Source organism: Sinorhizobium sp. 6-70 (genome assembly GCF_030124375.1).
Classification (GTDB): Bacteria; Pseudomonadota; Alphaproteobacteria; order Rhizobiales; family Rhizobiaceae; genus Sinorhizobium.
Genome location: NZ_JASKLS010000001.1, coordinates 178,789 through 200,768, shown reverse-complemented (window position 1 = coordinate 200,768; position 21,980 = coordinate 178,789). Strand labels below are relative to the sequence as shown.

Genomic DNA, 21,980 nt, shown 5'->3' with positions numbered 1-21,980 from the left:
AGATCGATAGGTGAAATAGATACAATGGCAATGGACAATGTTTACAATGAATACAATCGTTGCGATTCAATCCTTGCGACCGCGGGCGGTGGCGCCCCCCAACGCGCACTTCGCCTGCGAGCATCAGCGGCAGGCACGAAATGTGTTCTCGCGGCTCTGGCGCCGCTATTGCGCACTGGCGGCGGTGAGGCGCAGTCGCCTCGCGCTTGACGAACTGAGCAGGCACCAACTCGACGATATCGGCGTGACGGAAGAGGAAGCACGGCGCGAGGCAGCCCTACCATTCTGGCGCTCGCGATTCTTGTAGGCGATACGCGGTTCTCGGCCTCCGGCGGCATATGTCGCCAGGGCCGCCGGGATGGTATTGTTCCTTCCCCACACGGTCTGCTGCATGTTTCCTTGGGGAATGGGAGAAGAGCGATGTCGAAAGGATACTGGGTTGCCTCCGTCGATATTACCGACCCGGAGGGGTACAAGGCCTACATTGCGGAGAATGCGAATGCCTTTCGAAAGTATGGTGCACGCTTTCTCGCCCGCGGTGGTCAACGCGAGACGCCCGAGGGAAAGATGCGTTCGCGCATTGTCTTGATCGAGTTCCCCACCTACAGCGCGGCGCTGGAGTGCTATCGTTCGCCCGAGTATGCGAAAGCTATGGCGCTGAGGCAGGGCAAGTCGGAGATGGATCTGGCGATCGTCGAAGGTTATGACAACCCATAGCCGCCAGGTCCTTGAGCGGGATCCCGGCGACCTACGATCAACTGCAGCCCTCATCGCCGGCCGCCCAACGGCGCACATCCGTCGTTATGCGCGTGCCGACAGACTCGCTGAGGAGCGGACCGAAAGCCTGCAGGCGGGCGGGGTGCCCTTCTGCCTGAATGACCGCGAGCGGACGCGCCTCGGGCGACTTGCGCGGCACGATCAGGATGCGCGGACGGCCCGAGAAGGAGTTGAGTTCCGGGGCGAGGCGATAGGCCTTGAAGGCCGGGTCGCCCGACTTGAACCAGCAACCATTGGCGCCGAGCGCCACGCGCTCCATGGTCGGCAACGCGGCGGAACTCGCCGCGGGCGTTGCCGGACGATTCGATTGGCAACCGGCGACAAGCGTGAAGCTCGCGGCGGCACAGGCAAGCGCGGTGAGGCGTGCGGAGGAAAATGAAGGCATCGGCGGTCTCGATCGTCGGTCGGTGGCGGGAGGCCGTCTTCTATCAGCGCGATGGTTAAGCAGCGATTACGTCGAGGGCGGAGGCGAATATCCCGCGTCCGTCCGAGCCGCCATGTGCCGCCTCGATCAGGTTTTCCGGATGCGGCATCATCCCGAGCACGTTGCCTTTCGCGTTCATGACGCCGGCAATGTCGTTGATCGATCCGTTCGGATTGGTGCCTTCTGCGTAACGGAACACAACCTGGCCGCTGCCCTCGATCGCCTTCAGTGTCTCTGCATCGGCGAAATAGTTGCCGTCGTGATGGGCAACGGGGCTGCGGATGACCTGGCCCTTCGAATAGGCGCGCGTGAAATACGTGTCGGCGTTGACGACTTCGAGCTTGACCTCACGGCAGACGAACTTCAGCGAAGCATTGCGCATCAGGGCCCCAGGCAAGAGGCCCGCTTCAAGCAGGATCTGGAACCCGTTGCAGACGCCGAGAACCTTGACGCCCTGATCGGCCTTGGCCTTAATCGCCTGCATTACCGGCATGCGCGCGGCGATCGCACCGCAGCGCAGATAGTCGCCGTAGGAAAAGCCACCGGGTATGACGATCAGGTCGACATCCGGAATTTCCGTTTCCGTCTGCCAAACGGTCACAGGCTTATGGCCGGAGATCTTGGTGAGCGCCGCAATCATGTCGCGATCGCGGTTGAGACCGGGGAGCTGGACGACGGCAGACTTCATGGGACGTACATACCTTGCCTTGGCCTCGGCGCCTGAGCAGGTCGAGGCGGTTTCAATGCACAGTGGACCTACAGCGCCGCACGTCTTATCAGACGTGCAAAGGTCGCTGTAGCACTTTGATTTGCTGGCATGTCTTTGTCCTTGAATCGCTGTCGATTTAAGGCGACATGCAGCACGCAGGCGACCAGCGGATCGCCAGCGGAGGCCATTCCCCCGCCGTCAGGCGAGGGAGATGGTGTAGTTTTCAATGACAGTATTGGCCAGCAGCTTCTCGCACATGGCCTTGAGGTCGGCTTCCGCCTTGGCCTTGTCTGCCGTTTCGATCTGCAGATCGAAGACCTTGCCCTGGCGAACCTGCCCGATGCCGTTAAACCCGAGCGCCCCGAGCGCACCCTCGATTGCCTTGCCCTGAGGATCGAGAACGCCGTTTTTGAGCGTCACGGTCACGCGTGCTTTGATCACTTCGATTATCCCCGAAATTACTTGACCAACACCGGGCCAGAACCGCGCGGCGGCTCGTTCTCGTTGATGATGCCGAGGCGGCGCGCCACCTCCTGATAGGCTTCGACGAGACCGCCCATGTCGCGGCGGAACCGGTCTTTGTCCATTTTTTCCTTGGTTTCGACATCCCAGAGGCGGCAGCTATCCGGAGAAATCTCGTCGGCAAGGACGATGCGCATCATGTCGCCTTCAAACAGGCGTCCGCATTCGATCTTGAAATCGACGAGTTGGATGCCAACGCCGAGGAAGAGACCGGAAAGGAAATCGTTGATGCGGATGGCAAGCGCCATGATGTCATCAAGTTCCTGCGGGCTTGCCCAGCCGAAGGCGGTGATGTGCTCTTCGGACACCATCGGGTCGTCGAGCGCGTCGGCCTTGTAGTAGAATTCGATGATCGAGCGCGGCAGCACAGTGCCTTCCTCGATGCCGAGGCGCTTTGCGAGCGAACCGGCGGCGACGTTGCGCACGACGATCTCGAGCGGAATGATTTCCACTTCCTTGATCAACTGCTCGCGCATGTTCAGGCGGCGGATGAAATGCGTCGGAATGCCGATCTTGTTCAGATGCGTGAAGATGTACTCGGAGATCCGGTTGTTCAGCACACCCTTACCGTCGATGACGTCATGCTTCTTCTTGTTGAAAGCGGTCGCGTCATCCTTGAAAAACTGGATCAGCGTGCCCGGTTCCGGACCCTCGTAAAGGATCTTGGCCTTGCCCTCGTAGATACGGCGGCGACGATTCATGGAGTTTATCTCTGTGGTTGGTGGCGCTCTCGGGTCGCGCAATTGGAATTTTCTCAGCGGGTCCATATCTGAAAAGAACGCATTTCACAATCGGCGTATCTTCCCATCCCCCGATTTAGATTAGGGTATCATGAAAGTCACCAAGGCGAAAACTTCGCCTTGCACTGTGTTTTGGTTTATAGCGATAACTGTTTCCGGCAAGGAATTCTGAGGGAGATTTGCTTATGACGACGATGCAGGACCGCGAAAAGGGCTTCGAAGCGAAGTTTGCACTGGACGCAGAGCTGAAGTTCAAGGCGGAAGCACGCCGCAACAGGCTGCTCGGTCTTTGGGCCGCAGGTCTCTTGAACAAGGCCGATCCGGAAGCCTACGCGACGGAAATCATTACCATCGACCTCGCGGCGACCGGCCACGAAGACGTGGTACGCAAGATCAAGGCCGATTTCGACGCTGCCGGCATCCTAAAGTCGGAGGAAGAAATCCGCTTGCGGATGATGGAGTTTCTCGCCCAAGCGATAGAGCAGGTTCAGAACAACTGATCCTGCAACCCAAGAAAAAGAAACGCGCCGCCCGGCAGCAAAATCGGGCGGCTTTTTTGTGCCCTGCGTGACGCTGGAAGTGCAGTGTGCCGACGCGTCACCGTATCCGGCGCGCTTCAGAAAAGGTGCGCGGCACGTTGAAGCCGCCTTGGGCAAATTTTTCGAAATCCTGCCGGCTCATTGGTTTCGCCAGAGCATAGCCTTGCAGGACGTCGCAGCCGAGATCGGCGAGAAGTGCGGCGTGGGCCCACGTTTCGACCCCTTCGGCGACCACCTTGATGTTCAACGAATGGCCGATATCGATGATGGCACGCACCAGCTTTTGCTGTTTGCTGTTTTCAGTGACCGGCCCGACCAGTGCGCGATCGATCTTCAGGCGCGCCGGGTTGAGTTTGAGGAGTCCGATGATCGACGCGTGACCGGTACCAAAATCATCGATCTCGATGTCGATGCCGAGCGCGTTCAAGGCCGCGATCGTTTCCGCAACTTCGTCCTCGAACTCGTCGAGAAAGATCGACTCGAGCAGCTCGAACGACATGACGCCATGCGGGATGTTCATCTGTCGCAGGTCAGAGACGAGCTGAGGGTCGCGCAGGCGGCGTGAGGAGATATTGACCGAAATCTTGGGGACCGCGAGCCCCTGGCGCTGCCAGCTTTGAAAGTCGGCATGGGCCATTTCGACGACCATCCGGTCTATTACTGCGAGAAGATTGATGTCTTCGGCGACTTTCAGGAACTGCATCGGCGCCAGCACGCCACGTTCCGGGTGGTCCCAGCGCACCAGGGTCTCGACGCCTGTGATTTCCAGAGTTCGGGCGTCGAACTGGGGCTGGTAATAGGGAACGAACTGCCTTTTTTCGAGCGCCTCGCGGAGCTCGTCACCGATCCGCTTTGCAGTCAGAATCTGGTTCTGCATCTCGTCGGAAAAGAGTTCGAAGCGGTCTCGTCCGAGGCTCTTGGCGCGATAAAGCGCGATGTCGGCGTCCATCAAGAGTTGCCTGGGATCGGTAAGCCTATCTTCGCCCAGGGCAACGCCGATGCTCGCGCCGAGGCGGCACAGTTGACCGGCGTAGGGGACGGGACGGCGAAATGCCTGGATGATGCCTCGGGCAAGCTCTGCGAGCTGCGTCGAATCGCGGCCGCTGCGGCATACGATGACGAATTCGTCGCCACCGATGCGGGCGATGAAATCGTCGCTCTCGGCGTGTGACCTCAGTACGGTCGCAGCATGAACGAGCATTGCGTCTCCGGCTTGGTGGCCGAGCGTATCGTTGATCTGCTTGAAGCGATCCAGGTCGAGATGAAGAATGGCGTTGACGACAGGCGCCTCGGTCAGGATCCGATCGAGATAGCGGCGGTTCGGCAAATCCGTCAGATGATCGTGCAGCGCGTTGTACTCGATGCTGACACGCGCCGCCTCAAGTTCACAGTTGCGCGCCTCGGCAACGGATTTTGCCCGCCTCAATTCCTCCTGCAGGGCGATATCATCCGTCACGTCCCAATTGGCGCCAACGAGCCTCGTTGCGCCGTCCAGGTCGGTATGGAAAGCAGCATTGGAGCGAATGTGGCGAACTGTTCCATCGGGCCTGACGATGCGGAACGCGTTGGTGAAAGGCATGCCGTTGGCGATCGCGTCGTCGACGCGTCCGATCGCGGCGGCTTTGTCCTCAGGGTGCAAGACGCTCTCCCAACCGGCAGACGAGGGCGCTTGGCCGGCAGGGTCCAGGCCATACATCCTGAACATGGTCTCGTCCCAATGCGAAACGCCGGTATCGAGATTGTGCTCGAAGACGCCGATCTTCGAAATGTCGAGCGCCAATTGCAGGCGGCGCGAAACCTCCGCGAGCCGGGCCTCCGCTTCCTTGCGCGCGGTTATGTCGGTATCGGTGCCGATGATGCGACTCGGCTTGCCGTCAGGGCCGTAAGAGACCGATGCCCCGCGGCTCTCGATCCAGACCCAGCGTCCGTCCGCATGGCGCTCCCGGTATTGGAACGTGTTGAACTGGACTTCACCGGAGTCTTGCCGCTCGATGCAGGCGAGAACGTGCGCGCGGTCGTCCGGATGGACGTTTTCGATCCATTTGTCCAGCGTGCCGTCGACCTCCGCGTGATCTGGCAACCCCCGCAGACGCCGCCACGTCGAAGAATAGAACAGATTGCCGGTTTCGAAGTCGTGATCCCAGACGCCTTCCAAGGCGCTTTCAAGGGCATATTTCCAACGTGTCTCGTCCTTTCGCAGGCTTGCGATTTCGGAAACGAGGCTGTCGGCCGGAAGCATTGTCAGTATCGTCGTCGCGTCGGTTCCCCGTGCCGGCAGACGGGTCAGAGACACGAGCATGGAAAGCGTGCCTGATATACCGAGGAAGCGAATGACCGCCGGCTTCGCTCCCTCCAATGCACCGACTGTTGGAAGATCTCCACCATGAACCAATGCGGTGATCGGTGCGCCGACGACTTCTTCGGCCGTCCGCCCGAGCATTCGGAGTGCTGGCGCGTTGACGGCGCGTATGAGATCGCCTGCGCCGACAAGGATCACACCCGCCGGGACTTGATCCACTGCGTCAGGCATCAGGCTGTCTTGTGTCGTCGGCCTATTGCCGGTGTCGATCGGTTCGTGCGGCTCGGTCACTTATCCCGGATCCTGAGGGTTGCCAGCCGATGATGATCTGCACCAATGAAATTCGGATTAATGGCGCGCTCGCCGGCCAGCGCGCTACTGCCGCAGCCCGCTCAGGAACTGAGCGAAGACCATCGTACCCTCGGGCCAAGGGCCGTGGCCGGACTCGGCGTTGATGTGTCCAGCCTCGCCGGCATCGACCAGGAACGAACCCCAGGCGTTGGCGATATCTCCTGCGTGCTCGTAAGACCCGAAGGGGTCGTTGCGGCTTGCCACCATCAGCGACGGGAAGGGCAGAGGGTCGCGCGGGTAGGGGCCGAAGGTCATCAGATGCTTCGGGCGGATCTTGGGATTGGCGACGTCCGGCGGCGCGACGAGGAAAGCGCCTGCGATCTTCTTCGCGCAGTGGGGCAGGGCATGGATCGCGGTGGCGACACCCAGGGAATGGGCGATGATGACGACCGGCTTTTGTCCGGCATTGACTGCCTCGACCATCCTCGCCACCCAATCCTCACGCACAGGTTTCGACCATTCAGCCTGCTCGACACGGCGCGCCGTCGAGAGCTTTCGCTCCCAGCGGCTTTGCCAATGGGCTGGGCCGGAATTGGTGTAGCCCGGCACGATCAGGATGTCAGCTTCTGAAACCTTCATGATTGCGGCGATTTGGAGGTGAAAAGCGCCGAAGTCAAGGCACAGGCGACAGAGGCCGCATTTTCTGTATAATCGAAAATGCCGGTCGCGGTTGACAGCGGCTAGTTTCGCCGTTGTCGCGGGTCCGTGGCCGCTCTGGTTCGTTGAGGAGTGTGAGCCATGACAACCTTCCATGTCCTGTCGGGGGCGAATGCGCGCGCGGCGCATCCCGGTATACGAAAGATTGGCATTGCGGATGTGTTCGATGCGTTGCGTCTCGGGCTGAATGATTTTCGCGAGAAGCCGTCGCATTATGTTTTCTTGTGCTTGATATACCCTATCGCCGGTGCGGTGCTGATAACCTGGAGCGCGGGCGCAAACATGCTGCCGTTGCTCTATCCGCTTGCTTCCGGCTTCGCCCTCATCGGTCCGGTCGCCGCAATCGGCCTCTACGAGATCAGCCGGCGCCGTGAATTGGGCATGGATGCGTCATGGCCGCACGCCTTGCGGCTGCATCGTTCGCCGGCGCTGCCCTCGATTTTGGCGGTCGCCGCCATGCTGTTCGTTATCTTCATTGCCTGGCTTCTGGTTGCACAGGCGCTTTATGTGAGAATTTTCGGAACGGTGCCGCCGAATTCGATTTCGGCCTTCTGGAACAGCATTATCGGCACGGAAGAGGGTTGGAATCTCATCGTTGTCGGCAATGCCGTCGGATTTGTCTTCGCCGTGATCGTGCTCTCGATCAGCGTGGTTTCGTTCCCGTTGCTGCTTGATCGCGATATCGGCGCCGTCGCGGCCGTCGAGACCTCTATCCGGGCGACGCTCACCAATCCGGTGCCGGTCGCCTGCTGGGGCCTCATCATCGCGGCTGGACTGGTGATCGGCTCGATTCCGGTCTTCGTCGGCCTGGCCGTTATCATGCCGATCTTTGGCCACGCCACATGGCATCTCTATCGGAAGCTGGTGGAACCGGATCCTGCCGGCCGCAAGGCCTGAGCGGCGATCCTCCAACGACATCGCGGCGATCTTGAATGACCCAAGATCGCCGCGATTGTTTTACGGGAATTTACCGGCTCGCCGCCCGACCGCGGCCGCGGTCACGGGCGGAAAAATTTATAGTAAGACGAAATCTGAGCCGCGGTATTCGACGAGAGCTTGAGCTTGATGCCGATCTTGTCGCCGCGATACCAGCGCACAATTCCCGTCAGATAGCCGAGTTCTTCACTCTGAATCGTGACTTCCTGTCCCGTCTGGGCACCAATGTCGAACAGGAGCTGGAAACAGATACCCTCGTCAGAGAGGTCTCTAACAACCCCGTTGCTCGACCCGAATTTGCACGTAACTTTGCCGGTTATTTTCGTCTGCGTGCGCGGCGATGCGCGCTGAACACTGTCCCTGTAAGTCATGGCTTCCCCGAAACCTGATTAGACAGATTGGGAGGCTCTCACACCACTTATGAATAACTTGCTAATAAGCTCGCCCGCACTCGAACAAAATGCATCGAATGCGAGCGTTTACAACACGCCACAACGTCACCGTGTCTGCAACGGGACCAGACTGCCCGTTCGCATCAGCCAAAGACACGTTTGAAGATCGTGTCGACGTGCTTGGTGTGGTAACCCAGATCGAACTTCTCGCGGATTTCCTCTTCCGAAAGTGCGGCCCGAACTTCAGTGTCGGCCAGCAACTCCTCAAGGAAATCCTTGCCCTGTTCCCAGACCTTCATGGCGTTGCGTTGAACGAGCCGGTAGGCGTCTTCGCGCGAAACGCCGGCCTGGGTGAGCGCGAGCAGCACGCGCTGCGAGTGAACAAGACCGCGGAACTTGTTCAAGTTCTTCATCATGTTCTCGGGATAGACGAGCAACTTGTCGATCACACCGGTCAGCCGCGCCAGGGCGAAATCGAGTGTCACCGTCGCGTCCGGTCCGATCATGCGTTCGACCGAGGAGTGCGAAATATCGCGTTCATGCCAGAGCGCCACGTTCTCCATGGCCGGCACGACGAAGGCGCGGACCATGCGGGCAAGGCCGGTCAGGTTTTCCGTCAGCACCGGATTGCGCTTGTGTGGCATGGCCGAGGAGCCCTTCTGGCCCGGGGAGAAATATTCCTCGGCCTCCAGCACCTCGGTGCGCTGCAGATGACGGATTTCCGTCGCCAGACGCTCTATCGAGGAGGCGATGACGCCGAGCGTCGCGAAATACATGGCATGGCGGTCGCGCGGAATGACCTGCGTCGAGACCGGTTCCGGTTTCAGGCCGAGAGCCTTTGCGACATGCTCCTCGACCCGTGGGTCGATATTGGCAAAGGTGCCGACTGCGCCGGAAATGGCACCGGTCGCAACTTCTTCGCGCGCAGCGAGGAGGCGCTGTTTGCAGCGATCGAATTCCGCGTAGGCAAGCGCCAGCTTGATGCCGAACGTGGTGGGCTCGGCATGGATGCCGTGAGACCGCCCGATGGTGATGGTATCCTTGTGCTCAAAAGCACGCCGTTTCAGGGCGTCGAGCAGTTTGTCGAGGTCAGCGAGCAAGAGGTCCGTCGCACGAACGAGTTGCACGTTGAAGCAGGTATCGAGAACGTCCGACGAGGTCATGCCCTGATGGACGAAACGGCTGTCCGGCCCGACGAATTCCGCAAGATGGGTAAGGAAGGCGATGACGTCGTGCTTGGTGACGGCCTCGATTTCATCGATCCGCGCAACGTCGAAGTTTGCCGCGCCGCCCTTCTCCCAGATCGTCTTCGCCGCTTCCTTGGGGATGACACCGATTTCGGCGAGGGCATCGCAGGCATGCGCCTCGATCTCGAACCAGATGCGGAATTTCGTTTCCGGCGACCAGATGGCCACCATTTCCGGCCGGGAGTAACGGGGGATCATGGGCTTAAGCTTTCGTCGTCAGTGGAGGATGGCTGTGCGTCTATCAAAGATGGCGCTCAAGCTCAACGCCGTTAGCGCGTCTCCGATCGCGCCAGCCAAAGACTGGCAGCGACAAGGGCGGTGAGGCCGAACGGCAGGTAGAGCCGAACACCCAGGACCAGAAACTGATACAGGGCGGCGAGCGACGTGAACAGGAACTGGAAGAGCCATGTGCGCGTGCCCGTGGCCGCATGCCACTGCGCATAGAATATCCGGTAGTCGAACGCGAAGAGACATGCTGTCGTACCCACCGTACCTGCGATGAGACACAGTAGAAAAGCCGAGAAGCGGGTCTCGGCCGTTCGTTCGTGTGCTGCAAAACGCGCCGCAAACAGCGAAAACGGCCAGGCGAGCAGGCCGCCGAATGCGTAGAGCAGCAGGACGTCCCTCACGTGGAAGGCCGCCTCGTTTCCGCGCAGCCAAAGCGCCAGCCAGGCGGATATCGCCATTGCCAAGGCCCAGCCGGGGGCACCGATCAGCACTTCCTGCGGTTTGGGGAGAGACCGCACAAACCTCGATCGTGTCGATGGCGCGACACCCGAAAAGAGCGCTGGCGATTTGGCGGCCTGCTCGTCACCCGTCATTTGGGAAGCCGGACAGGCAGCGCAATCCAGCGGCCATCGGTCGAGCCCTCGAAGCCGAGCGATTTGACCAGGACCATCACCACGTGAACTTCAGAGCCGTCATCATTGATGTGGGTCACGACGCCACCGATGCGATAACCCGTCGGGCAGCGACGGCTCTCCGGAATGCGTGCGTCCTCCTGCAATACGTCCGTTGCAGGTTTGCCCGCCTTCTCCGTCATCACCAGCCGGAAGCCTTTGACCTCCTGCAAGAAGCTGCTGCACACGCCCTGTGGCTCGAAACTCTTCTCCTCGAGCTTCAGCGCGTAGCTCCTCTGGAACGGCGCATTGGCGGGGAACGCATCATAGCTCAGCGTGTGGGCCGCGCTGCTTCGTTCGGTTATAGGGTTGTATGCTGCCAGTATCCCGGGTGTTTCTTGCAGGCGGTAAGCATCGATCAGCGGTGCGGCACGGCGGTGCGCCTCGTGGCGCGCTTCGTGCATTGCGGCACCATCCTTCTCGATGACGGCGCGGACAGGTGCGCCGGGGAGGAAGGTGTCCTTGCGTGTATCGAGGACGTAAACCGTCGAATAGGGATAGCCGGAACCATCCTGGACGCCATATTCCTCGAAGGCGAAGACGTTGCCATCAGACGAAAATCCGATCGGCTGCAAGGCGGCAAAGTCTCCAGCACGCACTTCGGCAGCCGCAATCGTCGCCGCTGCCAGAAGCGTTGTGATGCCTACCGCCCGCGCGCTCATCCGCGCGCCTTCTCCGCCGATTTGCGGATCGCCTCGATCGCGCTGCGATAGGTCTCGACGGAATCGCCCTTAAAGACGGCCGAGCCCGCAACCAGCACGTTGGCACCGGCCTTGACGGGAAGCGCGGCTGTCTCGGGCGTGATGCCGCCATCGACCTCGATCTCGATCGGCCGCTCACCAACCATTGCCTTGATCCGCCGGATTTTCTCTTCGGTGGCATGGATGAACTTCTGTCCGCCGAAGCCCGGATTGACGGTCATCACCAGGATCAGATCGACCGTGTCCAAAACGTACTCGATAGCGCTTTCCGGAGTGGCTGGATTGAGCGAGACGCCGGCCTTCTTGCCGAGCGCCTTCACGGTTTGCAGCGACCGGTGCAAGTGGGGACCGGCCTCGGCATGTACCGTCAGGATGTCGCAGCCGGCCTTGGCGAAGGCTTCGAGATAGGGATCGGCGGGCGAGATCATCAGATGGCAGTCGAAGATCGCATTCGTGTGGGGACGCAGCGACTTGATGACGTCCGGGCCGAAGGTGATGTTCGGCACGAAATGACCATCCATGACATCAAGATGGACCCAGTCGGCGCCGGCTTCGACGACATCGCGAACCTCCTGGCCGAGCTTGGAGAAGTTCGACGCCAGGATCGACGGCGCAATGCGAATGGGATGGGTCATGACGGGCTCCGATGTTTCCCGCGCCATAGCATTCCGCCGACGCGCAAACAACATCTGAGACAAGCCAGCGGCTCAGCGCCTTATCGATTCTAATAAGTTGAGACGCGGGGTACGGGCGGAAAACCGCGCACACTTTGCCTCATCCCACTCTATTGCGACCAGGACGGCTTCGTATCGTTGTCGGCCGCAACCGCATCGTAAACGCCGCGCGCGATCGCACGCGCCATCGTCGAGGCGGCGGCAGCGCCGAGATCGATGAAATCTTCAAGCAGAGGTGCCTTGCCGCTCGCTCCAGTCGCTAAGGCGAAGACAAGGTCGCCGTCGAGCGGCGTGTGCGATGGCCAGAGCGCGCGAGAAAAGCCGTCATGGGCGGCGATGGCGAGCCGCTTTGCCTCGGCCTTGCTGAGCACCGCATCGGTGGCGATGACGGCGATCGTCGTATTCGCAGTGGCCGATTGCTTCTCGCGGAACTTAAGGCGCGGCAGCGCCGCATCCTGCGGCATCGGAGCCGGATAGCCGAGCCCGCCGAACTCGTCGTCAAGCTCGAAGGGCGCGGCCCAAAAATGGCGGGTGCTGCCGATCGTCGCCGACCCGAGCGCATTGACGGCGACGAGCGCGCCGACCGTGATGCCATTGGCCAGCACAGTCGATGCCGAGCCGAGGCCGCCTTTGAAGGTTGCGGTAAGCGCGCCCGTGCCGGCACCAGCTGTCCCGGTCAGAAATGTGCCACCGGCAGCCCGGACGGCATCGTAACCGAGGTCGCGATAGGGCGAAAAGCGTCCCCAATCCTTGTCGCCACCGTTGACGAGATCAAAGAGAATTGCCGCCGGAACGATCGGAATGCGGTGGGGACCGACCTCAAAACCGCGTCCCATCTCCCGAAGGGCGGCCTGCACGCCGGAGGCGGCGTCCAGACCGAAGGCTGAGCCGCCGGACAGCACGACGGCATCCACGCTCTGAACGGTGTTTTCCGGCGCGAGCAGATCCGTCTCCCGTGTGCCCGGCGCGCCGCCGAGAACCTGAACTGCGGCCGTCGCCGGCCGTTCGCAAAGCACGACCGAGACACCGGACTTCAACCGGTGATCTTCTGCATTGCCGACCAACAGGCCAGCGACATCGGTAATCAGATTGTTCGGCCCCTTGCGCATCATTCCGCACCGCCTGCACCCATGGCGGCGACAAAACGACCATCCTGCCATTCCATCAGCCGATAGGGCGTGTCGGTCCTCTCGTGGCTGGCGTTGAACTTTACCGGCCCCAGGATCGTCGCAAAGGGCCCTTTCAGCAAGGCTTCGGGAAGCGCGCTGCCGTCCTTGGCAGCCTGATCCTTCGCCTGTTCGAGCAGCGACATCGCGGCAAAGGCCGGCAGGACATAACCCTCGGGTTCGATTCCGCTTGCGCGCATTGCCTTGGCGATGGCTTCCGCTTCGCTCGACCGAGACGCCTCCGGCACCGTCACGGCAAGCACTCCGTCTTCTAGCGGTACCTCAAGGTCGGCGGCATTCAGTACGTCGCCGCCGAGCAGTGTTATGGGGACATTTTCAGCCCTTGCATCACGGGCGATCACGGCGGTGTCGTAGCGGTCGCCTCCGGTAAAGACGTGGGTGGCGCCGCTCTTCGCCAGTCGACGGACGAGGCCAACCTGCTGCTCCTGCGCCGGGCGGTAAGTGTCGGTGAACACGGGTGTCACCCCGATCTCGGCAAGCGCGTTGCGAACGCTTTCGACGAGTTCTCGGCTATGGATCGTGCCGTCGTCGATCAGCGCGAGCGGTTTGCCTTTCCAGTTCGCGACGATGACGTCGGTGATCGCCGCGGCTTCGGCCTTTCCACTCGGCGCCAGCCGGAAAAGCGGCCACTTCTTTTTGAGCGCGTCCTCCATCAGAATGTCGGAGCGAACGCTAAGCGTGATGGCGGGAATGCGAGCCTCGGCCAGGGCCGGCAGGGCAGCTTCGAGGCTCTCCGTGCACAGAAAGCCGATCGCAGCTTCCGCGCCGCTCGCCAGCAGCGCCTTTGTCAGCGCCTCGCCGCCGGCAGGATCGCAGCTTTCGGCGATCGGGATAATCTGACTTCCACGATCCTCCGCCTGAAAAGCGGCGCCGTCCGCCATCTGCTTTCCAAGCGCCGCGAAGGGCCCTTCGGCGGGAGCGACGACGGCAACTTTCAGGCCCGCCGCAAGGGCAGGGAAGGCCGATATCAATCCGGCAACGACGATGCTCTTAACAATCAATCTAAACATGCATTTTTCCCGCAACGACGCCATGTTTTAAGGATGTGTCTCTCTCCGTCAAAGGAAAAGATCGCACAATAAGAGCTCGCCATTCCGATCACGCCATGACTATGCCGCTGCTCCGCAAGAATCTCGCGCCGCCGGGTTTCATATTTTCCGTGAGAGTCTATGTATGTGCAAGACATCGATCCGGAGAGAGATGTGTTGGAGAAGACCCGACTGGACCCAATAACTTACCGCGACGCGATGAGCCGCATGTCCGCTCATGTGCACCTCATCACCACGGCCGATGGGCGCGCGCGGCGCGGCGTCACGATCACTGCGTCCTGCTCGGTGTCTGACGATCCGCCGACGATTCTTGCCTGCCTCAATGCAGCAAATCCCCGCAACGATATCTTCGCACGCTCCGGTGCTTTCGCGCTTAACGTGCTTGGCGAGCCGCACAGGGCGCTGGCTCATGCTTTCTCCGGCCGCGACCAACTGGACATGGAACGGCGCTTCGCGTTCGGCCAATGGACGCAGCTCACCACCGGCGCGCCCATTCTTACCGACGCCGTCGTCGCCTTCGACTGCCGCCTCATCGAGGTCAAGATCATGGCGACCCATCTCATCCTCTTCGGCGAGGTCGTCGATATGCACCTCGGTGAGAAGCACCCACCGCTCATTTATGTGGACCGGGGGTATCACACGCTATAAGTTTTCTTCGGCTGTGGAGGAAACATGGCGAAACACGAGACGGGAAAGCTGCCGCAATCCATCGACCAGACGATGGCAATGCTGGAGGCACAGAACTACCTCGCCGGAACTCAACTTGCGACGGTGCTTTTCCTGGCGCTGAAAATGAAGCGCCCGCTGTTTCTGGAAGGCGAGGCCGGCGTCGGTAAGACCGAGATCGCCAAGGTCCTTGCCCGTTCGCTCGATCGTCCGCTGATCCGGCTGCAATGCTACGAAGGGCTCGACGTCTCCTCGGCCGTCTATGAATGGAACTATCCGGCGCAGATGCTGGAGATTCGCCTTTCGGAGGCGGCCGGCATGGTCGATCGCCAAAGGATCGAGGGCGACATCTTCTCCGAACGATTTCTCATCCGCCGCCCGGTCCTTCAGGCAATATCCGCTGGAGTGGGCCGGGCGCCGGTGTTCCTTATCGATGAACTCGACCGCACCGACGAAGCTTTCGAGGCTTTTCTTCTGGAAGTGCTTTCCGATTTTCAGGTGACCATCCCCGAGCTCGGGACGATCAAAGCGGATGAGCCGCCGATCGTCATTATCACGACCAACCGCACCCGCGAAATTCATGACGCCCTGAAGCGACGCTGCCTCTATCACTGGGTCGACTATCCGAAGGCGGCACAGGAACTGGAGATCATCCGGCGCAAGGTGCCCGGCTGTAACGCCACTCTATCGCGGGAAGTCGTCGCCTATGTCCAAAGACTGCGGGCGATCGATCTTTTCAAGAACCCCGGGGTGGCGGAGACGATCGACTGGGCGACGGCACTCACCGAACTTGACCGATTGGCGCTCGATCCGGAAACGATAGCCGACACGCTCGGCACACTGCTCAAATACCAGGACGATATCGCCCGGATCGAGGGTGCGGAGGGGCGCAAGCTGCTTGCCGAGGTCAAGGCCGAACTCCTGGCTCAGGGCTGACCGTGATGGTGGACGAGCAGACAGTTTCTTCGGTCGCGCCGGGCGACGGCAAACTTGCCGACAACATCGTCTTCTTTGCCCGCGCTCTTCGAAGGGCGGGAATGAGAATAGGTCCCGCCGCTATTGCCGACGCCATCGATGCCGTTACCTTGATCGGGATCGGGTCCCGCAACGAGTTTTATGCAGCCCTTCAATGCACGTTCGTAAAGCGTCATGAGGACCAGGTTCTGTTCGACGAAGCGTTCAACCTGTTCTGGCGCTCGCGCGACCTCGTCCAGAAGATGATCGCGCTTCTGTCGCCGATTGCACCCGAGCGGCAGGGTGAAGATCGCGCCAGGCGCGCCGGCGCGGAGCGACTCCGCGAGGCACTCCTCGCAGGAAGGGACGATACCCGTCCGCCGCGGGACGAACCGGAAATCGAGATCGATGCCCGCTACACGGTCTCCGGTCGCGAGCTGTTCCGCAAGGCGGACTTCGCCCAGATGACCGCCGCGGAGATCGCCGAGGCGAGGAAGGTCTTGTCATCGCTGATATTGCCGCTGGATCGTGTGCGGACCCGCCGCTTTCGCGCCGCCCATCGGCCGGCGCGGATCGATCCGCGCGCCACCATGCGCGATGCAATGCACTTTGGCGGCGAATTGATTCTGCCGCGCTTTCGCGAGCCGCGCCTTGTTCATCCGCCGCTCGTCGTGCTCGCCGATATTTCTGGATCGATGAGTCAGTATACGCGGATTTTCCTGCATTTCCTGCACGCGCTGACGGAACAGCGACAACGCGTTCACACCTTTCTTTTCGGGACACGGCTGACGAATGTCACGCGCCAGATGCGCAACCGCGATCCCGACGAAGCGCTCGACGAATGCGTGGCGGCAGTCAAGGATTGGTCTGGTGGCACACGCATTGGAGAAACGCTTCACGAATTCAACCGGCGTTGGTCGCGTCGGGTGCTCGGGCAGGGTGCCATCGTCCTTCTGATCACCGACGGCCTCGAGCGCGATGACACGGCAGAACTCGAAGTCGAGATCGATCGCCTGCATCGCTCCTGCCGGCGCCTCATCTGGCTCAACCCGCTGCTGCGCTTCGACGGCTTTGAAGCGCGCGCCCGTGGCGTCAGGGCGATGCTGCCGCATGTTGACGAATTCCGGGCGGTGCACAATCTTGAGTCTGTGGCCGAACTGGTGAAATCGCTGTCCGGCCAGGGTACAAAAGATGCCGATCCGCGGCGCTTTCTGCACCCGCGAGCGGCATGAGACACAAACAACGGGTAACCAACATGTCGAAAGAGCCCAATATCCTCGACCCGCTGGAGGTCGCCGAAACCTGGTGCAGTGACGGACGCAAAGTGGCGCTTGCGACTGTCATCGAGACCTGGGGCTCGGCGCCGCGACCGATCGGCAGCCATCTGGTGATCGATGAGGAAGGAAATTTCCAGGGCTCGGTCTCCGGCGGATGCGTCGAAGGCGCCGTCATCGCCGAGGCAATGGACATCATCGAATCAGGAACACCCAAGATCCTCGAATTCGGCGTTGCCGACGAGACGGCCTGGCGCGTCGGCCTTTCCTGCGGTGGCCGCATCCGGGTCTATGTCGAAAGAATTGACGGCTGACGATGGAACGCTCCACCCTCCAAGCAATCAATGTGGCACGTGCGGCGCGACGGGCGGCTGTGGTCGTCACCGATCTTTCGGGCGGCGCCAGTCAGGTCTTTCTCGAGGGCGCGCGCCTTCAGCCGGAATGGGACGGCCTGATCGTCGAGGCATTGCGCTCGGGACGCGCGGGCGTTGCGGCGGTGGAAGGACGATCGCTCTTCGTCAATGTCCACCTGCCGCCACCGCGCATCGTTGCGATCGGCGCCGTTCACATCTCCCAGGCGCTTGCCGAGTTGGCGGCGGTTGCCGGATTCGACATGACGATCATAGATCCACGCACTGCGTTCGCAACGCCTGAGCGGTTCCGTGCTGTCGAACTCTTGGCTGAATGGCCGGAAGACGTTCTGCCCTCGAGGCCACTCGACCGCTACACGGCACTCGCCGCTCTCACGCATGATCCGAAAATCGACGATTATCCGATCCGGACGGCTTTGGAAGCGGGCTGCTTCTATGTGGGTGCGCTCGGCAGCCGCAAGACCCATGCAGCACGCGTCGAAAGATTGGGTCAGGCAGGCGTGCCTGCGGACGTCATCGGTCGGATCAAGGCCCCGATCGGCCTCCACATCGGCGCGGCGAGCCCCGCCGAAATCGCCGTCGCCGTCCTGGCCGAGATCATCGAAGCCCTGCGCAGCCGTGATGCGACCGGCCGGACGGGAGGTACACGATGAAGTTCGGTCCCGTACGGCTTGCCGATGCCGAGGGCGCTGTTCTTGCGCACGCAATAAAAACAGGAGCGCAGCGATTGCCGAAGGGCCACCGGCTGAGCCGCACGGACATTGCGACGCTTGCCGAAACCGGTGTTGAGGAGGTCATCGTCGCCCGGCTCGATGCCGATGACCTGCTCGAAAACGAGGCGGCGGCACGCATCGCCGCGGCGATCGCTCCCGACCACCTGCGCTTTTCAAAAGCAGCGACCGGCCGGGTGAATGCCCACGCCACCGTCTCTGGCCTTTTCGTTGCAAATCGCACCGTCGTCGACCGGCTGAACCGGATCGATCCGGCGATCACGCTCGCCTGCCTCGCCGATCACACGGCGGTCGAAACGGGCGACATGGTGGCGACAATCAAGATTATCCCGCTGGCGGTAGCGGAGCGGTTCGTCGAGCAGGCGGAGGGTATGCTGCGGGCCGAGGCAGCCTTCGAGGTAAAGCCCTTCGTACCGCACCGCGCGGCACTGATCGCAACCGAGTTGCCATCGCTCAAGCAGCAGGTGATGGACAAGACCCATGCGGTTCTCGCAGCCCGGCTCTTGCGCTCCGGAAGCCATCTCGTCACGGAACGTCGTGTGGAGCATACGGAGGCGGCCGTTGCAGCCGCCATCGCCGATCTCAAGCCGGCCCATGACCTGCTCCTCATCTTCGGCGCTTCGGCAGTTTCCGATCCAGACGACGTGATTCCAGCGGCAATCCGGCGCGCAGGCGGGGTCGTCGAGCATGTCGGAATGCCGGTCGATCCGGGCAATCTTCTGGTTCTGGGCCGAATCGCCGAAAGTCCTGTCGTCGGGGCACCGGGTTGCGCACGAAGTCCAAGGGAGAACGGGTTCGACTGGATTCTCGACCGCCTTCTTGCCGGCGAGTGGCCGAGTTCTGAGGATATCACCGGCCTCGGTGTCGGCGGCCTGCTGAACGAGATCCCGACGCGGCCGCAACCGCGGGAGCAAACCGCCAGTCCGCCGCGAGGTCCGGCACGGATCGCCGTCCTGGCTGCGGGGCGGGCAAGCAGAATGGGGGCGAGCGGCGGTCACAAGCTCCTGGCCGAGTTCGACGGCGTTCCACTGGTCCGGCGCACAGTCGAAACCGCACTCGCCGCCGACGCCGGAAAGGTGATCGTCGTAACCGGATACCGCGAAGACGATATTCGCGCTGCGCTCGCAGGTCTGCCTGTGGAGTTTGTCTCGAATCCGGATTACACCGCCGGCATGGCCTCTTCACTGGTGGCAGGCGTGACCGCGCTCGGAACGGAGGCAGGCGGCGTTCTCGTGATGCTGGCGGACATGCCGGGTGTTACCGCCGATCACCTGCGCAAGATGATCGAAGTCTTCGACGGCGAAGGCAGGCATGTGGTCGTGCGCGCCGTTTCGGAAGGCCAGCGCGGCAATCCAGTCATTCTGCCGAAAGAGACCTTCGCCGCGGTCAGGCAACTCGTCGGCGATGTCGGAGCACGGCATATCGTCGAACGATGCGGGCTCCCGGTCATCGACGTCGAGCTCGGCGAAGCGGCGCGCCTTGATCTCGACACCCCGGAAGCGATCATAGCCGCAGGCGGCGTATTGAAGGAGTGACGATGGACAATGCGGCGATCGAGGAGATGTTCGAAACGCTGGGACCGGTGACGATCCGCCGCATGTTTGGCGGCAAGGGCATCTATTTCGAAGGCGTCATCTTCGCCCTCGAAGTCGGCGGCGAAATCCTTCTCAAAGGCGACGCCGAATCGGCGCCCGAGTACGAGCAGGCGGGCTGCCGTCAGTGGGCCTACGACGGCAAAGGCAAGAGCGTGAAGATGCCCTATTGGAGCATTCCCGATCCGGCGCTGGACGACTCGGACGAGATGGCACGCTGGGTGAGGATCGCCTACGCGGCGGCGCTCAGAACAAGAAAGTAGAGTGGTGCTGCCCGAACTAACGAGGCCAAGAGCTCAGGCGAGGGCCCGAACGGCGTCGGCGGCGAAACGCGAGAGCGGCTGGGGCAGGGCGGAAAGATCAAACCAGCCGATGTCGGAGAGCTTGTCCGGTTCGGTGAGATGCGGCTCACCTGAAAAATCTTCCGTGACGTAGATGAGCGAAATCCAGTGCTGCTGGTCGGCTTCGATCACCTGTTCGCTGACGCAGAGAAAGCGGGTCGAATGGATGGAAAGGCCGCTTTCCTCTTCCGCCTCTCGGCGCGCCGCATTCTCGGCGCACTCCATATGGTCGACCTTGCCCCCGACGATGTTCCAGTGACCCGCCTCTGGCGCCTTGAGGCGCCGGCAAAGCAGTATCTTGCCGTCGCGCATGATCGCGAGGCCGCAACCAACACCGGGGAAATCGACGCCGGGAAGAGCCATGAGGCCGAAAGTCAGGCCTTGCCTGCTATCAGCATGAAGGCCGGGATCTCATCGCCAAAACCGACGGGCGTCGGACCGTCGTCATGATCGCGACGATGCCGGTTGCGGCGGTCGCGGTTGTCGTCATTGGCGGCATTCTGCGCCCGGCCTGGCCGATCGTTGCGGCCGGGATGGCCGCGCCCATTGTCTGCATTGCGTTCCGGTTTCACCGCTTCCGCCCTTTCCGCGACTGGTTCGAGTTCAGCCGCACTATCGGCATAGGCAGTATCAGATCTATGTTCGGAGCGGCCCCTGCCGGAACGTTCCACATCTTTTTTGCGGTCCTTATGACGATCGCGGCCACGATCCCTGCGGCCGGCGTCATGGCTTTCCATCGGTTCCGGAAGCTCGGAAAGATCGCCGTTCAACCACTCGACTTTCTGGCCGATCAGCTTCTCGATGGCATCCGAGAATTTCGTGTCGCGCTTCGTGACAAGCGTGAAAGAAGCACCGGAACGGCCTGCGCGGCCGGTGCGGCCAATACGGTGAACATAGTCTTCGGCGTGAATCGGGACGTCGAAATTGAAGACATGGCTGACGTCCGGAATATCCAGCCCACGCGCGGCCACATCCGAAGCGACGAGCAGCTTGATATTGCCGTCCTTGAAATTGGCAAGCATCGTCATGCGCGAGCGCTGATCCATATCTCCATGCAGTGCGCCGACGGAGAAGCCGTGGCGATCGAGCGAACGGAACAGATCGGCCACGTCCTTCTTGCGGTTGCAGAAGATGATTGCGTTCTTCAATTCGTCCTGGGCGCGGATCAGATCGCGCAGGACGGCGCGTTTCTCATAGTCCTTGGCATGCGAGGCAACGAACCGCTGCGTCACGGTGTTCGCGGTAGACGCGGGACGGGCCACCTCCACACGCTCCGGGTTCTGCAGGAAGCGGTCGGCAAGCTTCTGGATTTCCGGCGGCATCGTGGCCGAGAAGAACAGCGTTTGGCGAGTGAAGGGAATGAGCTTCGCGATTCGTTCGATGTCAGGGATGAAGCCCATGTCGAGCATGCGGTCGGCTTCGTCGATGACCAGGATCTCGACGCCTGTCATCAGCAGCTTGCCGCGCTCGAAATGGTCGAGCAGCCGGCCGGGGGTGCAAATCAGCACATCGGCTCCGCGCTCGAGTTTGCGGTCCTGTTCATCAAAGGAAACACCACCGATCAAAAGCGCGATGTTGAGCTTGTGGTTCTTGCCGTACTTATCGAAGTTCTCGGCGACCTGCGCGGCGAGTTCGCGCGTCGGCTCGAGGATCAGCGTGCGCGGCATGCGGGCGCGGGCACGACCCTTTTCCAACAGCGTCAGCATCGGCAAAACGAAGGACGCCGTCTTGCCGGTTCCGGTCTGTGCGATACCCAGAATGTCACGGCGTTGCAGCGCCGGAGGGATGGCCCCGGCCTGGATCGGAGTAGGAGTTGCGTAGCCCGCATCGGTAACGGCGGAGAGAACTTTTTGGCTCAGGCCAAGGTCAGCAAAATTGGTCAAAGGGGAAACTGTTTCCGTTCCGGTTCAATAGAACACTGCTCGATCGATGGAAAATGCGCCACCAC

At 61.3% G+C, this 21,980-nt stretch carries 26 protein-coding genes; 11 read left to right on the top strand and 15 right to left on the bottom strand.

Annotated elements, in window-relative coordinates; all coding sequences use genetic code 11:
- Positions 1–37 precede the first annotated feature (37 nt).
- Positions 38–307, top strand: coding sequence for a DUF1127 domain-containing protein (locus tag QN222_RS00985; protein ID WP_336620999.1), 270 nt, complete (start codon positions 38–40; stop codon positions 305–307).
- A 113-nt stretch (positions 308–420) separates the two neighbouring features.
- Entirely contained in the window at positions 421–717 is a 297-nt protein-coding gene (locus QN222_RS00980; protein ID WP_283964544.1) for a DUF1330 domain-containing protein, read from the top strand.
- Between the two features lie 37 nt (positions 718–754).
- Here QN222_RS00980 and QN222_RS00975 read toward each other — a convergent pair whose 3' ends face one another.
- The 4 genes from QN222_RS00975 to purC all read right to left on the bottom strand — a co-directional run bounded on the left by QN222_RS00975 (position 755) and on the right by purC (position 3,133).
- Positions 755–1,162: a hypothetical protein gene (locus QN222_RS00975; protein ID WP_283964543.1), complete on the bottom strand. Its 408-nt coding sequence runs from the start codon at positions 1,160–1,162 to the stop codon at positions 755–757.
- Positions 1,163–1,217: 55 nt separating this feature from the next.
- On the bottom strand, positions 1,218–1,889 hold the full coding sequence (gene purQ / locus QN222_RS00970) for a phosphoribosylformylglycinamidine synthase subunit PurQ (protein ID WP_180941344.1): 672 nt from the start codon (positions 1,887–1,889) through the stop codon (positions 1,218–1,220).
- 219 nt (positions 1,890–2,108) lie between these two features.
- On the bottom strand, positions 2,109–2,351 hold the full coding sequence (purS, locus tag QN222_RS00965; RefSeq protein ID WP_180941343.1) for a phosphoribosylformylglycinamidine synthase subunit PurS: 243 nt from the start codon (positions 2,349–2,351) through the stop codon (positions 2,109–2,111).
- A gap of 17 nt (positions 2,352–2,368) precedes the next feature.
- Positions 2,369–3,133 carry a phosphoribosylaminoimidazolesuccinocarboxamide synthase gene (gene purC, locus QN222_RS00960; RefSeq protein WP_180941342.1) on the bottom strand — a complete coding sequence of 255 codons (765 nt, stop codon included), beginning with the start codon at positions 3,131–3,133 and terminating at the stop codon, positions 2,369–2,371.
- A gap of 224 nt (positions 3,134–3,357) precedes the next feature.
- Between purC and QN222_RS00955 the strand changes: the two genes are divergently transcribed.
- Positions 3,358–3,672 carry an ATPase inhibitor subunit zeta gene (locus tag QN222_RS00955; protein ID WP_283964542.1) on the top strand — a complete coding sequence of 105 codons (315 nt, stop codon included), beginning with the start codon at positions 3,358–3,360 and terminating at the stop codon, positions 3,670–3,672.
- Between the two features lie 97 nt (positions 3,673–3,769).
- On the opposite strand, the gene QN222_RS00950 is transcribed toward QN222_RS00955, so the two are convergent.
- Both QN222_RS00950 and QN222_RS00945 read right to left on the bottom strand, forming a co-directional pair.
- A complete protein-coding gene (locus tag QN222_RS00950) occupies positions 3,770–6,301 on the bottom strand; it encodes a GGDEF and EAL domain-containing protein (RefSeq protein WP_283964541.1) in 2,532 nt (843 codons plus the stop codon).
- An 84-nt stretch (positions 6,302–6,385) separates the two neighbouring features.
- Positions 6,386–6,940, bottom strand: a complete 555-nt coding sequence (locus QN222_RS00945; protein WP_283964540.1) for an alpha/beta hydrolase — start codon at positions 6,938–6,940, stop codon at positions 6,386–6,388.
- 159 nt (positions 6,941–7,099) lie between these two features.
- Between QN222_RS00945 and QN222_RS00940 the strand changes: the two genes are divergently transcribed.
- Positions 7,100–7,915 (top strand): DUF2189 domain-containing protein, encoded by an 816-nt coding sequence (locus QN222_RS00940; RefSeq protein WP_283964539.1) that lies wholly within the window; start codon positions 7,100–7,102, stop codon positions 7,913–7,915.
- Positions 7,916–8,016: 101 nt separating this feature from the next.
- Here the strand turns inward: QN222_RS00940 and QN222_RS00935 are convergent, their stop codons facing one another.
- The 7 genes from QN222_RS00935 to QN222_RS00905 form a co-directional block, all read right to left on the bottom strand.
- Complete coding sequence (locus QN222_RS00935; RefSeq protein ID WP_283964538.1) at positions 8,017–8,325, bottom strand: PilZ domain-containing protein; 309 nt, start codon at positions 8,323–8,325, stop codon at positions 8,017–8,019.
- Positions 8,326–8,489: 164 nt separating this feature from the next.
- Positions 8,490–9,791: an adenylosuccinate lyase gene (gene purB, locus QN222_RS00930; protein WP_283964537.1), complete on the bottom strand. Its 1,302-nt coding sequence runs from the start codon at positions 9,789–9,791 to the stop codon at positions 8,490–8,492.
- Between the two features lie 71 nt (positions 9,792–9,862).
- Positions 9,863–10,414 (bottom strand): hypothetical protein, encoded by a 552-nt coding sequence (locus QN222_RS00925; RefSeq protein ID WP_283964536.1) that lies wholly within the window; start codon positions 10,412–10,414, stop codon positions 9,863–9,865.
- The gene (locus QN222_RS00920) at positions 10,411–11,154 is read right to left on the bottom strand and encodes a DUF2259 domain-containing protein (RefSeq protein ID WP_283964535.1); all 744 of its coding nucleotides are present in this window, start codon (positions 11,152–11,154) and stop codon (positions 10,411–10,413) included. Before QN222_RS00920 ends, QN222_RS00925 begins: the two co-directional genes overlap by 4 nt.
- Positions 11,151–11,828 (bottom strand): ribulose-phosphate 3-epimerase, encoded by a 678-nt coding sequence (rpe, locus tag QN222_RS00915; RefSeq protein ID WP_283964534.1) that lies wholly within the window; start codon positions 11,826–11,828, stop codon positions 11,151–11,153. The genes QN222_RS00920 and rpe overlap by 4 nt, the downstream gene beginning before the upstream one ends.
- A 149-nt stretch (positions 11,829–11,977) precedes the next feature.
- The gene (locus tag QN222_RS00910) at positions 11,978–12,979 is read right to left on the bottom strand and encodes a P1 family peptidase (RefSeq protein ID WP_284005142.1); all 1,002 of its coding nucleotides are present in this window, start codon (positions 12,977–12,979) and stop codon (positions 11,978–11,980) included.
- Positions 12,976–14,064, bottom strand: a complete 1,089-nt coding sequence (locus QN222_RS00905) for a branched-chain amino acid ABC transporter substrate-binding protein (RefSeq protein ID WP_283964531.1) — start codon at positions 14,062–14,064, stop codon at positions 12,976–12,978. The genes QN222_RS00910 and QN222_RS00905 overlap by 4 nt, the downstream gene beginning before the upstream one ends.
- Positions 14,065–14,223: 159 nt before the next feature.
- On the opposite strand from QN222_RS00905, the gene QN222_RS00900 reads away from it, so the two are divergent.
- Genes QN222_RS00900 through QN222_RS00870 form a run of 7 tightly spaced genes read left to right on the top strand, consistent with a single transcriptional unit; the run spans position 14,224 to position 19,954 of the window.
- On the top strand, positions 14,224–14,751 hold the full coding sequence (locus tag QN222_RS00900; RefSeq protein ID WP_284005141.1) for a flavin reductase: 528 nt from the start codon (positions 14,224–14,226) through the stop codon (positions 14,749–14,751).
- Between the two features lie 24 nt (positions 14,752–14,775).
- Positions 14,776–15,705: a MoxR family ATPase gene (locus QN222_RS00895; RefSeq protein WP_283965616.1), complete on the top strand. Its 930-nt coding sequence runs from the start codon at positions 14,776–14,778 to the stop codon at positions 15,703–15,705.
- A 5-nt stretch (positions 15,706–15,710) separates the two neighbouring features.
- Positions 15,711–16,955 (top strand): VWA domain-containing protein, encoded by a 1,245-nt coding sequence (locus QN222_RS00890; protein ID WP_283965615.1) that lies wholly within the window; start codon positions 15,711–15,713, stop codon positions 16,953–16,955.
- A gap of 23 nt (positions 16,956–16,978) precedes the next feature.
- On the top strand, positions 16,979–17,311 hold the full coding sequence (locus tag QN222_RS00885) for an XdhC family protein (RefSeq protein ID WP_283965614.1): 333 nt from the start codon (positions 16,979–16,981) through the stop codon (positions 17,309–17,311).
- 2 nt (positions 17,312–17,313) lie between these two features.
- The gene (locus QN222_RS00880; RefSeq protein WP_283965613.1) at positions 17,314–18,021 is read left to right on the top strand and encodes an XdhC family protein; all 708 of its coding nucleotides are present in this window, start codon (positions 17,314–17,316) and stop codon (positions 18,019–18,021) included.
- Positions 18,018–19,634 carry a molybdopterin-binding/glycosyltransferase family 2 protein gene (locus QN222_RS00875; protein WP_283965612.1) on the top strand — a complete coding sequence of 539 codons (1,617 nt, stop codon included), beginning with the start codon at positions 18,018–18,020 and terminating at the stop codon, positions 19,632–19,634. The genes QN222_RS00880 and QN222_RS00875 overlap by 4 nt, the downstream gene beginning before the upstream one ends.
- 2 nt (positions 19,635–19,636) lie before the next feature.
- A complete protein-coding gene (locus QN222_RS00870; protein WP_283965611.1) occupies positions 19,637–19,954 on the top strand; it encodes a TfoX/Sxy family protein in 318 nt (105 codons plus the stop codon).
- 33 nt (positions 19,955–19,987) lie between these two features.
- Here the strand turns inward: QN222_RS00870 and QN222_RS00865 are convergent, their stop codons facing one another.
- The gene (locus QN222_RS00865) at positions 19,988–20,395 is read right to left on the bottom strand and encodes an NUDIX domain-containing protein (protein ID WP_283965610.1); all 408 of its coding nucleotides are present in this window, start codon (positions 20,393–20,395) and stop codon (positions 19,988–19,990) included.
- 11 nt (positions 20,396–20,406) lie between these two features.
- Positions 20,407–21,915, bottom strand: coding sequence for a DEAD/DEAH box helicase (locus QN222_RS00860; RefSeq protein ID WP_283965609.1), 1,509 nt, complete (start codon positions 21,913–21,915; stop codon positions 20,407–20,409).
- Positions 21,916–21,980 lie beyond the last annotated feature (65 nt).

Bases quoted from the DNA above. Each gene is read 5' to 3' on its own strand.
- QN222_RS00900 (WP_284005141.1), top strand. From the start codon at position 14,224: ATGTATGTGCAAGACATCGATCCGGAGAGAGATGTGTTGGAGAAGACC.
- purC (WP_180941342.1), bottom strand. From the start codon at position 3,133: ATGAATCGTCGCCGCCGTATCTACGAGGGCAAGGCCAAGATCCTTTAC.
- QN222_RS00910 (WP_284005142.1), bottom strand. From the start codon at position 12,979: ATGATGCGCAAGGGGCCGAACAATCTGATTACCGATGTCGCTGGCCTG.
- QN222_RS00895 (WP_283965616.1), top strand. From the start codon at position 14,776: ATGGCGAAACACGAGACGGGAAAGCTGCCGCAATCCATCGACCAGACG.
- purQ (WP_180941344.1), bottom strand. From the start codon at position 1,889: ATGAAGTCTGCCGTCGTCCAGCTCCCCGGTCTCAACCGCGATCGCGAC.
- QN222_RS00940 (WP_283964539.1), top strand. From the start codon at position 7,100: ATGACAACCTTCCATGTCCTGTCGGGGGCGAATGCGCGCGCGGCGCAT.
- QN222_RS00925 (WP_283964536.1), bottom strand. From the start codon at position 10,414: ATGACGGGTGACGAGCAGGCCGCCAAATCGCCAGCGCTCTTTTCGGGT.
- QN222_RS00935 (WP_283964538.1), bottom strand. From the start codon at position 8,325: ATGACTTACAGGGACAGTGTTCAGCGCGCATCGCCGCGCACGCAGACG.
- QN222_RS00945 (WP_283964540.1), bottom strand. From the start codon at position 6,940: ATGAAGGTTTCAGAAGCTGACATCCTGATCGTGCCGGGCTACACCAAT.
- QN222_RS00865 (WP_283965610.1), bottom strand. From the start codon at position 20,395: ATGGCTCTTCCCGGCGTCGATTTCCCCGGTGTTGGTTGCGGCCTCGCG.
- QN222_RS00980 (WP_283964544.1), top strand. From the start codon at position 421: ATGTCGAAAGGATACTGGGTTGCCTCCGTCGATATTACCGACCCGGAG.
- QN222_RS00890 (WP_283965615.1), top strand. From the start codon at position 15,711: ATGGTGGACGAGCAGACAGTTTCTTCGGTCGCGCCGGGCGACGGCAAA.
- purB (WP_283964537.1), bottom strand. From the start codon at position 9,791: ATGATCCCCCGTTACTCCCGGCCGGAAATGGTGGCCATCTGGTCGCCG.
- QN222_RS00870 (WP_283965611.1), top strand. From the start codon at position 19,637: ATGGACAATGCGGCGATCGAGGAGATGTTCGAAACGCTGGGACCGGTG.
- QN222_RS00975 (WP_283964543.1), bottom strand. From the start codon at position 1,162: ATGCCTTCATTTTCCTCCGCACGCCTCACCGCGCTTGCCTGTGCCGCC.
- QN222_RS00920 (WP_283964535.1), bottom strand. From the start codon at position 11,154: ATGAGCGCGCGGGCGGTAGGCATCACAACGCTTCTGGCAGCGGCGACG.
- QN222_RS00885 (WP_283965614.1), top strand. From the start codon at position 16,979: ATGTCGAAAGAGCCCAATATCCTCGACCCGCTGGAGGTCGCCGAAACC.
- rpe (WP_283964534.1), bottom strand. From the start codon at position 11,828: ATGACCCATCCCATTCGCATTGCGCCGTCGATCCTGGCGTCGAACTTC.
- QN222_RS00955 (WP_283964542.1), top strand. From the start codon at position 3,358: ATGACGACGATGCAGGACCGCGAAAAGGGCTTCGAAGCGAAGTTTGCA.
- QN222_RS00875 (WP_283965612.1), top strand. From the start codon at position 18,018: ATGAAGTTCGGTCCCGTACGGCTTGCCGATGCCGAGGGCGCTGTTCTT.
- QN222_RS00880 (WP_283965613.1), top strand. From the start codon at position 17,314: ATGGAACGCTCCACCCTCCAAGCAATCAATGTGGCACGTGCGGCGCGA.
- QN222_RS00985 (WP_336620999.1), top strand. From the start codon at position 38: ATGTTTACAATGAATACAATCGTTGCGATTCAATCCTTGCGACCGCGG.
- QN222_RS00905 (WP_283964531.1), bottom strand. From the start codon at position 14,064: ATGTTTAGATTGATTGTTAAGAGCATCGTCGTTGCCGGATTGATATCG.